This is a genomic window from Nocardioides sp. CPCC 206348 (assembly GCF_048654705.1).
Taxonomy (GTDB): domain Bacteria; phylum Actinomycetota; class Actinomycetes; order Propionibacteriales; family Nocardioidaceae; genus Nocardioides.
This window is the reverse complement of record NZ_JBMCZA010000217.1, coordinates 3,931-14,738: the sequence shown is the minus strand read 5'-3', so window position 1 is coordinate 14,738 and position 10,808 is coordinate 3,931. Positions and strand designations below refer to the sequence as shown.

Sequence of the window (10,808 nt, the reverse complement as noted above, 5' to 3'; positions counted from 1 at the left end):
GCCGGCGCCGAACCGGGCTCCCGCGCGGTGCTCGTGGTGATGGACGGTGTCTCGAACTCCGTCGACTCCGACGTCGCCTCCCTCGCCGGCGCCCGCGCGGCGCGCGAGGTGCTGCGGATGCCCCTCCCCGCCGGCATGGGTACGACGGGAGGTCGTCAGGCAGCCGGCGCGAAGGTGCTGGCTGATGCCGCGGCAGCCGCGAACACCGCGATCATCGCCGTCACCGACCCCGACTCGACGAACCCCGCATCGGCGACGTTCAGCGCCGCCGTCCTCGAGGGACGCCAGGTCAGCTGGGCCAACATCGGCGACTCCCGCACGTACTGGCTGCCCGACGCCGGAACGCCGGTCCAGCTGAGCGTCGACGACTCGGTGGCCCAGGAGCAGATCGCCGGCGGCATCGCCCGCGAGGTGGCCGAGACGGGTCCGCAGGCGCACGCGATCACCAAGTGGCTGGGCCGGGACTCGGAGAACTTCGTCCCCACGGGCGGAACCGTCGAGCTCACCGAGTCCGGCTGGTTGCTCGCCTGCTCCGACGGGTTGTGGAACTACTGCTCCACGCCCGAGGCGATGGCCGAGCAGGTGCGCGCCGCAGCCACCAGCGATCCGGCCGCCCTCGCACTGGCCCTGGTCGCCTTCGCCAACAGCTGCGGCGGCCACGACAACATCACTGCAGCGCTTGCCCGAGTCGATGTCACCGTCGATCCATCAGCGCTCGGGCACAATGACCAGACCCCAACGCCCGCCGAGCCGGGCACCCCAGGAGGAGAGCCGACCGATGGCTGAGTTCACCGCTGCCGTCTACCAGAACGAGTTCCTCGCTGACGGCGGGACCGACGTCAACGCGATCGTGACGGTCACCTGCAAGGGCGCCGGCACGGCCGGGCAGTCCGGGTCGGGTGCTGCCGGCGAGATCATCATCGTCGACACCTCCGGATCGATGGGGCCGGCCACGATGGCGGCCGCCAAGGACGCCGCCCAGGCCGCCGTCGCCGAGATCGTCGACGGCACCTGGTTCGCCGTCATCGCCGGTGCCGACCGCGCGATGCTGGCCTACCCGCAGGTCGCCAGCGGTCCCGGCATGATCCGGATGGACGAGCGGGCGCGAGCCGACGCCTCGGCCGCCATCGCCCGCTTCGTCGGCAGCGGTGGTACGGCGATCAGCACCTGGCTCGACCTCGCCGGGCAGCTCTTCAACTCGGTCCCCGAGGTCACCCAGCGCCACGTCCTGCTGCTCACCGACGGTGAGAACCGCGAGCGGCCGGGCCGCCTCGACGAGGCCATCAACCGCGCGACCGGCTACTTCCAGGCCGACTGCCGCGGCGCGGGCACCGACTGGCAGGTCGCGGAGATCCGGCGGATCTCGCAGGCCCTGCTCGGCACCGTCGACATCATTCCGCGGCCCGACCAGATGAAGGCCCAGTTCCAGGAGATCATGCGCGCCGCGATGTCGCGCGGTGTCGCGGACGCCTCGCTCCGGGTCTGGACGCCGCAGGGCTCGCAGGTGCTGTTCGTCCGCCAGGTCTCGCCGACCGTCGAGGACCTCACCAACCGCCGTACGCCGGTCAACCCGCTCACGGGCGACTACCCGACGGGCGCGTGGGCCGACGAGTCCCGCGACTACCACGTCGCGGTCCGGGTGCCGGCCAAGGCGATCGGCCAGGAGCAGCTGGCCGCGCGCGTTCAGCTCGCGCTCGGCGACGACGTCGTCACGCAGGCGCTGGTGAAGGCCACCTGGTCCAACAACTCCGAGCTCACCACCCGGATCGACCAGCAGGTCGCCCACTACACCGGGCAGGCCGAGCTGGCCGACATGATCCAGGAGGGCCTGGCCGCCAAGGCCGCCGGCGACGAGGCGACCGCGACGACCAAGCTCGGCCGCGCCGTCCAGCTCGCCGCCGAGACCGGCAACGACGAGGCGACCAGCAAGCTGAAGAAGGTCGTCGACGTCGACAACGAGAAGGAAGGCACGGTGCGCCTGAAGCGGTCGGTCGAGAAGGCCGACGAGATGGCGCTCGACACCGCGTCGACGAAGACGACACGGATCCGCAAGGAGACCCCATGAGCACCTGCCCGTCCGGGCACGACTCGGCCTCCGACGACTACTGCGACGTCTGCGGCCTGCCGATTCCTGCGGGCGGCAGCGCCAGTGCGCCGTCCGCGCCTGCCGACGTACCGGCAGACGACGCGCCCGCCGACGCCGCCGCGACGGCCTGCCCGAACTGCCAGGCCATCAATCCGCCGAACGCACTGTTCTGCGAGGCCTGCGGCTACGACTTCACGACCGGATCGATGCCGCGACCGTTCACGCCGCCCTCGATCCTCGACCTCGGCTCCCCGGATGCCGGTACGGCGGAGGCGAAGCCTGCTGCGGCCGCTGACCCCGCTCCCGTCGCTCCGGTCGCCACCCCGCTCGCACCGCCCCTGAAGGAGTCGTGGGTGGCCGAGATCTGGATCGACCCGGACTGGTACGCCGACCAGGAGTCCACGGACCCGCTGCCGTCCGCGGGGGTGCCGGTCGTCGTACAGCTGAAGACGACGTCGATCCTCGTGGGGCGCACGTCGCGCAGCCGCGGCATCCACCCGGACATCGACCTGGTCGCCGACAACGGCATCAGCCGCCGGCACTGCCAGCTGACCACCGACGGCACCCGCTGGTGGGTCGAGGACCTCGGCTCGTCCAACGGCACCTACCTCGGCACCATCGGGTCGCTGCCCAAGGACCCGATCCCGGCGGGGGAGAAGCGCGAGATCGGCCCCGACGGACGGGTCTTCCTCGGTGCCTGGACCCGCCTCGTCGTACGCAAGGCGACCCCGGGCGAATTCTGACCCGCTGGTCGAGGAGGTTGCCCTGCAACCGTCTCGAGGTCCGTCAGCGACGCGTGGCGATCAACGCTGACGCGTCGGCCGCGACCATCACCTCGACGGTCGTGAACCGGTCGTCCGTGAGCCACTGCTCGCGCAGCGTGTCGACCCGGCCGCCGGTGATCGGCGGCCACATCTCGCACGGGAAGAAGTCGTCCAGCACCACGATGCCGCCGGGCTCGACCAGGTCGGCGATCTTGTCGACCTGGACGGCGGACGGGTCGCCCGAGTCGAGGAAGAGCAGCGAGAACGGGCCCTTGTCCATCAGCGTCGACCAGTCGGCGGCCAGCACGTCGACCAGCGGGTCGTCGGTGAAGATCTCGGTCGCCGCGGCGGCGAGCTTGGGGTTGAGCTCGGCGGTGATGATCCGCGCCTTGTCGTTGCGGACGCCGGAGCGCAGCCACGCCGTACCGACGCCGCATCCTGTGCCGAACTCGGCCATCAGGCCCTCGCGGGTCGCCGCGAGGGTGGCCAGGAGCCGGCCGGTCTCGTTGCGACAGAACGCCACGTAGCCCGCCCGCCGGCACACGTCGAAGGCGCGGCTGACCACATCGGGCAAGTCGGGGGGCGCGCTCATGCATCGAGTCTTACATCCGGTGTCTCAGATGTTGTGACGGCGATCTCGTATGTCGAAACCTGCCCGGATGGCGGAATCGGCCTGACAGGCACCGGGACGTCCGGCTATGGTTCTCCCATCATGCGTGGCGCCCTTCTCGTAATCGGCTGCCGCGGCGAGGCCTGAAGAAGGCCACCTCGCCGCGGTGACTGCGGCGATCCCTTGATCCTCCGCCAACACGGCCTTCGATCCAGATTCGAAGCCTTGGCGCATCTCCGACGCACCGCGGCGGGACACACCGATCGGCAACAAACGCGATCCGTATCCCCGACGCAGTCGACTCCCGTGAGATCCACGAGCTGACGCCCACCCGCCGCGGTGGGGGACGCCAGGGCGACCACCACACGGAAGACGACCCGACATGTTCACGACCACGCACCGCACCTCGACCTCCGGCGACTTCTCCGGGACCGAGTGGGGCCCCGCCCGCCACGATCCGGAGCACCCGCTGCACACGGCCCTGCTCGACACCGACCCGTTCGGGGCGGTTGCCCTGCGAGACGGCGACGACGCTCGTCCCGACGACAACTAATCTCTACGCACATGACCGAATCCTCTGCTGCAGCCGGCTCCGTCACCTCCACGACCGGCCAGGTCAACCTCGCCGTCATCGCTGGTGACGGCATCGGGCCGGAGGTCACCGCCGAGGCGCTCAAGGTGCTCGAGGTGGCCGCGCCTGCCGAGGTGAAGTTCGCCCAGACGGCCTACGACCTGGGTGCCGAGAACTACCTCGCGACCGGCGAGGTGCTCCCGGACACGGTGCTGGAGGAGATCCGTCACCAGGACGCCATCCTGCTCGGCGCCGTCGGCGGCAAGCCGAACGACCCGAACCTGCCGCCCGGCATCCTCGAGCGTGGCCTGCTGCTGCGTCTGCGCTTCGAGCTCGACCACTACGTCAACTTGCGGCCCTCGCAGCTGTTCCCCGGCGCGACGTCGCCGCTGTCCGACGCCGTGCTCGGCAAGGGCGACATCGACTTCGTCGTGGTCCGTGAGGGCACCGAGGGCCCGTACACCGGCAACGGCGGCGCGCTGCGCGTCGGCACGCCGGCCGAGGTGGCCACCGAGGTCTCGGTCAACACCGCGTTCGGTGTGGAGCGGGTCATCCGTGACGCCTTCGCCCGGGCCCGGAAGCGCCCGCGCAAGAAGCTGACGCTGGTCCACAAGACCAACGTGCTGGTCAACGCCGGCTCCGTCTGGTGGCGCCTGTTCGAAGAGGTCGCCAAGGAGTTCCCCGACGTCACGACCGACTACAGCCACATCGACGCCGTGATGATCTACCTGACCACGGACCCGCAGCGCTTCGACGTGATCGTCACCGACAACCTGTTCGGCGACATCATCACCGACCTCGCCGCCGCCATCACCGGTGGCATCGGCCTGGCCGCCTCCGGCAACGTCAACCCCGACCGCACCGCGCCGTCGATGTTCGAGCCGGTCCACGGCTCGGCACCCGACATCGCCGGCCAGCAGATCGCCGACCCGACGGCCGCGATCCTGTCCGGTGCCCTGCTGCTCGACCACCTCGGACATCCCGAGGCCGCGGCACGCATCGAGACCGCCGTGCTCGCGGACCTCGCTGCGCGCACCCCGGGCCAGTCGCGTCGTACGCCCGAGGTGGGCGACGCGATCGCTGCCCGAGTAGCCGGCTGACCGCCGAGGCCTCAGCGCACTGAGCTTGCCTCGGCGGAATTCGCACTCCGGCGAGGGCAAGAGGGTCCTCGCCGTTTCGCGCCGAGTTAATGAGGACTAACCTGATGACCATGCAGATCACCACCACTCTTTCTGCGGAACAGACCGACGACGCGCGGCTGGCAGAGATCCTGTCCAATCCGGGCTTCGGCGTGCACTTCTCCGACCACATGTTCACCGTCGAATGGACCCCCGAGAAGGGTTGGTACGACGCCCGGATCACGCCCTACGGCCCGATCACCCTGGACCCGGCTGCGGCCGTCCTGCACTACGCGCAGGAGACGTTCGAGGGCATGAAGGCCTACCGGCACGCCGACGACTCGCTGTGGCTGTTCCGGCCCGAGGCGAACGCCGAGCGGATGAAGCGGTCCAGCCAGCGCCTTGCGCTGCCGGTCCTCGAGCCGGCCGACTTCGTGCAGGCCGTGGAGGAACTGGTCAAGGTCGACGCCCGCTGGGTCCCCGGCAACCCCGACGGTGGCGAGAAGAGCCTGTACCTGCGGCCGTTCATGTTCGCCTCCGAGAAGTTCCTCGGCGTGCGACCGGCCCAACACGTCACGTTCATGGTGATCTCCAGCCCCGCCGGCGCGTACTTCAAGGGTGGCATCAAGCCCGTCACGCTCTGGCTCACCGAGGAGTACACCCGCGCCGGGCGCGGTGGCATGGGCGCGGCCAAGACGGGCGGCAACTACGCCAGCTCGCTGGTCGCACAGCAGGAGGCCTACGCCCAGGGCTGCGACCAGGTCGTGTTCCTCGACGCCCAGGAGGGCAAGTACGTCGAGGAGCTCGGCGGGATGAACATGTACTTCGTCTACGACGACGGCTCCATCGTCACGCCCGAGACCGGCACCATCCTCGAAGGCATCACCCGCGCCTCGATCATCGAGCTCGCAGGGAAGATGGGCCACCAGGTCACCGAGCGCCGGTTCGGCATCGACGAGTGGCGCGAGGGCGTCACCAGCGGCCGGATCACCGAGATCTTCGCCTGCGGCACCGCTGCGGTCGTCACGCCGGTCGGCTCGCTCAAGACCAAGGACGGCGAGGTCCCGGCACCCGCGAGCCAGGACCTCACCATGCGGATCCGCGAAGCACTCGTCGGCGTCCAGCTCGGACGCAACGACGACACCTTCGGGTGGATGCACCCGATCGTGTAGCTCGCTGGCGCGCCCTCCGGGGTGGTGAAACCGCGGTGATGCCGCGGTGAAACCGGCAGCCAGCACGCTCCTTCCATGAGCCGGGTCGATCCCCGGCCGAGAAGGAGCAACCATGACTGCCATCCCCGCAGTGCACGCCACCGGCCTGGTGAAGACCTTCGGCGCGTTTCATGCCGTCGACGGCATCGACCTCGAGGTCCGCCAGGGCGAGATCTACGGCGTGCTGGGCCCGAACGGCGCCGGCAAGACCACGACCCTGAAGATGCTCGCCACGCTGCTGTCGATCGACGGCGGCCACGCGGAGATCTTCGGGATCGACGTACGACGCGAGCCGCACCGGATTCGCCAGCTGGTCGGCGTCACCGGGCAGTACGCCTCGGTCGACGAGAACCTGACCGGGACCGAGAACCTGATGCTGTTCGCCCGCCTGCTCGGCCAGTCGACGACGCAGGCGCGTCGTACGGCTGCCGACCTGCTGGGCAGGTTCGACCTCGACGAGGCGGCCGACCGCCAGATCCAGAGCTTCTCCGGCGGCATGCGTCGCCGGCTCGACCTCGCCGCATCGCTCATCGCGCGCCCGCCCCTGATCTTCCTCGACGAGCCCACGACCGGGCTCGACCCGCGTACCCGCGGGCAGATGTGGGACACGATTCGCGAGCTCGTCACCCAGGGGTCGACGATCCTGCTGACCACGCAGTACCTCGACGAGGCCGACCAGCTCGCCGACCGGATCGCCGTCATCGACCGCGGCCGGAAGGTCGCCGAGGGCACGCCCGACCAGCTCAAGGAGAGCGTCGGCACCTCGACGCTGCACCTGCGTGTCGCGGACCGCGAGCAGACCGCCCAGGCAGCAGCGATCGTCGAGGCAGTCCTCGGCGAGGCGCCCGTCCTGACCCCGGAGGCCGGGGGACTGAACATCGCACTCACCGACGCCAACCGCACGGCCGATGTCCTCATCGCCCTGCGCCAGGGCGACGTCGACATCACGACCGCTGCCGTCCGCCAACCCACCCTCGACGAGGTCTTCCTGACCCTCACCGGTCACCACGCCGAGGACGACCACGAGGAGGTGGCCTGATGACCACGCTGCTGCCCGATCTTCCCGACACCGCGACGGCGACCGCGATCCCCACGGGTGGCGGCCACGACCTGGCCGCACGCCCGTCGCTGCGCGACACCGTCCACCAGACCCTGGCCATGGCCTGGCGTGCGACGAAGAAGATGCGCCGCAACCCGGAGCAGTTCTTCGACGTCACGCTGCAGCCGATCCTGTTCACCGCGATGTTCGCCTACATCTTCGGTGGCGCGATCTCCGGATCCGTGGCCGACTACCTGCCCCTGATCATTCCGGGCATCCTCGCGCAGACCGCCCTGACCGCCTGCATGGCGACCGGGATCCAGATGCGCGAGGACATGGACAAGGGTGTCTTCGACCGCTTCAAGTCGCTGCCGATCGCCCGGATCGCCCCGCTCGCGGGGCCGATGCTGGCCGACGTGCTCCGCTACGGCACGGCCGCGACCATCACCATCCTCGTCGGCCTCGCCATGGGCTACCGCCCCGGCGGCGGCGTCCTCGGGGTCGCTGCCGGCTGGGCGCTCACGATCTTCGCCGGATGGTCCCTGTCGTGGATCTTCTGCTGGCTCGGCACCATCGCCCGGTCAGCCCAGGCGGTCCAGGGCATCGGGATGATGATCATGTTCCCGCTGACGTTCCTGTCCAACGCGTTCGTCCCGATGGACACGCTCCCGGGCTGGCTCGAGGCCTTCGTCAAGATCAACCCGGTCTCCCACGTGGTGACGGCGGTGCGTGACCTGATGAACGACGGCAATGTCACCGGCCAGGTCGGCTGGGCGCTGCTCGGTTGTGCGGCGGTCGTCGCGATCTTCGCGCCCCTGGCGGTACGGACCTACTCCCGCAAGATGTAGCCGGCCCGGATCAGAGAACGCGCAGCACGGCGGCGCGGGCCTCGACCAGCAGGTCGGGTCCGCGCCGTTCGCCGTACTCGGCCTCGACGGCCGCCAGCACGCCGGGCGCGCGTTCCTCGCACAGGGCCCGCGCCCGGTTCCACTGCATCGTCGGCGCGAACCGGTAGTAGGAGAACCGGTCGGCCAGCACCAGCACCCGCACGGCGTCGTCGGCCGGCCGGTCCGTGCGGAGCAGGGCCCACAGGCCGAGTCCGAAGAGCACCAGTCCGGCCACGGGAAAGTCCATGAACGGCCGTTCCGGGTCCAGCGCGTCGAGCGCCTTGGCCGCCAGTGAGGACCGCAGGTCGGAACCGTCCCCGTCCTGCCCGTGGAGGGCGAACGCCGAGACGGCTGCGGCCTCGCCGGAGATCGCCCACGGGGTGACCTGCTCCTCCGAGCCCGGCAGGCGCATCGCCAGGCTCGCCTCGGCGGCCGCGCGGTGCAGCCGCAGGCCCTCGCCGACATCATCGAGCGCGAGCGCGAGCTCGGCGCGGGTGCGCATGATGGTGACATCACCGCCGGGCAGGCCCGTGGGCGCGATGGCGGCGAGCTCGGCGATCTGGGCGGAGGCCCCCGCCAGGTCGCCGCGGATCATGGTCGAGGTCGCCACGATCGCACGGTTCTGGACGGCGTCGTCCACGGCGCCGAGCCTCTCGAGCACCGGCAGCGCGAGCAGGGCGTGCTCGGAGGCACGCTCGGCGTCGCCGAGCTGGGCGTGCAGCTCCGCCAGCTGGGCGTTGATCATCGCGCGCCGCCAGGGGCCCTCCTCGTCGTGGACGAGTGGCAGTGCCTGACGCAGGGCGTCGAGGGCGCCGCGGGGGTCGCCGTTGTTCTCCCACTGGTGGGCGGCCCACTGCAGCGCGAGGCAGCGCACCCAGGTGTCGGGCTCGTCGATCAGGTGGGTGAGGTCGGTGGCGACACCCTCGGACTGGGCAAGGGTCACCCGAACGAGGGCTGCCAGGGCCGGGCTCGCCGTGTCGTGGCCGAGCGCCTCCAGCTGTCCGGTGAGCTGTTCGGCACCGTCGGAGCCGGTGAACCGCACGCTGAAGAGCGTGACGCACAACGCGGAGCGTGCGGTGTCGGTCAGGGCCGGCGACACCTCCCAACCGTCGAGCGCCCGGCCCACGGCCGGCGCGACGGCCATGGTGCGGAAGTGGTCACCGCTGATCGACCAGTAGCCACCCAGGGTCGCGAACAGCACGGCCACGGCGTCCTGGTCGCCTGCGGCGATGGCCTCCCGCAGGACGTCGGCGAGGTTCGTCTCCTCCTCGCGGACCCGGTCCATCGCCTCGACCTGGCCGGTGCTGAACAGCCGCCGCCCTTCACGACCTGCGAGCTCGACGGCCCACGCCTGCAGGGCATTCGCCACCTTGTCGGACTCGCCGGCCGCCTCCCGCTGCAGACGGCCGAACTCGCGGACCGTCTCGAGCATCCGGAAGCGGGTGCCGTGGTCGGTGTCGGTGACGACGATCAGCGACTGCTCGACGAGGTCCTCGACGGTCTCGAGGGCGTCGTCGCCCAGGAGGGCGCCGGCCGCCTCGAGCGTGAACCCGTCGTGGAAGGCAGCGAGGTAGCGCAACGCGCGGCGCTCGCGCTCCTCGAGCAGGTTCCACGACCAGTCGATCACGGCAAGGAGGGTCTGGTGACGATCCGGCGCGCTGCGGTCGCCGCCGCGCAGCAGTGCGAACCGGTCGTCGAGGCGCCGCGCGATCTCGCCGGGCTGCATCACGCGGACCTTGGCCGCGGCCAGTTCGATCGCCAGGGGCAGGCCGTCGAGGCGATCGACGACGGCGCGCACCTCGGTCTCGTCGAGCCGGACCCCCGAGCGGGCCGCAGCGGCACGGGTGCAGAACAGCTCGACCGCGTCGGCGGTGCCCAGGTGCGGGAGCAGGTGGACGTGCTCGGCAGCGATGGCCAGCGGCGCGCGGGTCGTCGTGAGGACGCGCAGTTCGCGCGTGGTGGCCACCAGGAACGCCACGAGGTCGGCGACGGCAGCGACGATGTGCTCGCAGTTGTCGAGAACGAGGAGGGTCGGCGCCTGGTCCAGGTGGTGGGCGATCCGGGCGCGCACGTCGGCACGCTGCTCCGCCGTGAGGGCACGACGGCCGCTGACCGAGTCGCGGACCCCGAGTGCCGAGCCGACCTCGCCCACGAGGTCCTCGGGTGTCGTGACACCGACCAGTTCGATGAAGTGCACGACCGGCTGCCCGGCGGCCTGTGCGACCGTGTGCGCAAGACGCGTCTTGCCCAGTCCGCCGGGGCCGACGATCGAGACGACGCGCGCGCTGGTGAGGAGGCCACTGATGGCGCGCAGGTCGTCATCGCGTCCGAGCAGGGGCCCGGCGCCGTACCGCACCCCCTCGCGCACCGGGCTGTCCAGCGCCAGCAGCTCACGGTGCACACGCTGGAGGTCCGGGCCGGGATCGGCACCGAGGCGATCCCGAACGGCCCGGCGGTGCTGCTCGAACCGGTGGAGTGCGGCTGCCGGGCCCCGCACAGCGGCTTCGGCGCGCAGCAGGTCG

Annotated in this window: 10 protein-coding genes; 8 read left to right on the top strand and 2 right to left on the bottom strand. The window is 70.9% G+C overall.

The genetic code is table 11. From position 1 onward, the window contains the following. The 3 genes from ACOADB_RS23795 to ACOADB_RS23785 all read left to right on the top strand — a co-directional run. On the top strand, positions 1-786 hold a 786-nt coding region (locus tag ACOADB_RS23795; protein ID WP_378604611.1), incomplete at its 5' end, for a PP2C family protein-serine/threonine phosphatase. After that, entirely contained in the window at positions 779-2,065 is a 1,287-nt protein-coding gene (locus ACOADB_RS23790; RefSeq protein WP_378604609.1) for a vWA domain-containing protein, read from the top strand. The genes ACOADB_RS23795 and ACOADB_RS23790, both read left to right, overlap by 8 nt. Continuing rightward, positions 2,062-2,829 (top strand): FHA domain-containing protein, encoded by a 768-nt coding sequence (locus ACOADB_RS23785; RefSeq protein WP_378604606.1) that lies wholly within the window; start codon positions 2,062-2,064, stop codon positions 2,827-2,829. Before ACOADB_RS23790 ends, ACOADB_RS23785 begins: the two co-directional genes overlap by 4 nt. A gap of 43 nt (positions 2,830-2,872) precedes the next feature. Here the strand turns inward: ACOADB_RS23785 and ACOADB_RS23780 are convergent, their stop codons facing one another. After that, positions 2,873-3,442 carry an O-methyltransferase gene (locus ACOADB_RS23780; RefSeq protein WP_378604603.1) on the bottom strand — a complete coding sequence of 190 codons (570 nt, stop codon included), beginning with the start codon at positions 3,440-3,442 and terminating at the stop codon, positions 2,873-2,875. Between the two features lie 400 nt (positions 3,443-3,842). On the opposite strand from ACOADB_RS23780, the gene ACOADB_RS23775 reads away from it, so the two are divergent. The 5 genes from ACOADB_RS23775 to ACOADB_RS23755 all read left to right on the top strand — a co-directional run bounded on the left by ACOADB_RS23775 (position 3,843) and on the right by ACOADB_RS23755 (position 8,247). Continuing rightward, complete coding sequence (locus tag ACOADB_RS23775; protein ID WP_378604600.1) at positions 3,843-4,013, top strand: hypothetical protein; 171 nt, start codon at positions 3,843-3,845, stop codon at positions 4,011-4,013. A gap of 11 nt (positions 4,014-4,024) precedes the next feature. Then, the gene (locus ACOADB_RS23770) at positions 4,025-5,131 is read left to right on the top strand and encodes a 3-isopropylmalate dehydrogenase (RefSeq protein WP_378604597.1); all 1,107 of its coding nucleotides are present in this window, start codon (positions 4,025-4,027) and stop codon (positions 5,129-5,131) included. 104 nt (positions 5,132-5,235) lie between these two features. After that, complete coding sequence (locus tag ACOADB_RS23765) at positions 5,236-6,321, top strand: branched-chain amino acid aminotransferase (protein ID WP_378604594.1); 1,086 nt, start codon at positions 5,236-5,238, stop codon at positions 6,319-6,321. A gap of 112 nt (positions 6,322-6,433) precedes the next feature. Continuing rightward, entirely contained in the window at positions 6,434-7,399 is a 966-nt protein-coding gene (locus tag ACOADB_RS23760) for an ATP-binding cassette domain-containing protein (RefSeq protein WP_378604591.1), read from the top strand. Next, positions 7,399-8,247 carry an ABC transporter permease gene (locus ACOADB_RS23755; RefSeq protein ID WP_378604588.1) on the top strand — a complete coding sequence of 283 codons (849 nt, stop codon included), beginning with the start codon at positions 7,399-7,401 and terminating at the stop codon, positions 8,245-8,247. Before ACOADB_RS23760 ends, ACOADB_RS23755 begins: the two co-directional genes overlap by 1 nt. 10 nt (positions 8,248-8,257) lie before the next feature. Here the strand turns inward: ACOADB_RS23755 and ACOADB_RS23750 are convergent. Further along, positions 8,258-10,808: ATP-binding protein (locus tag ACOADB_RS23750; protein WP_378604585.1), on the bottom strand; the 2,551-nt coding region annotated here is incomplete at its 5' end.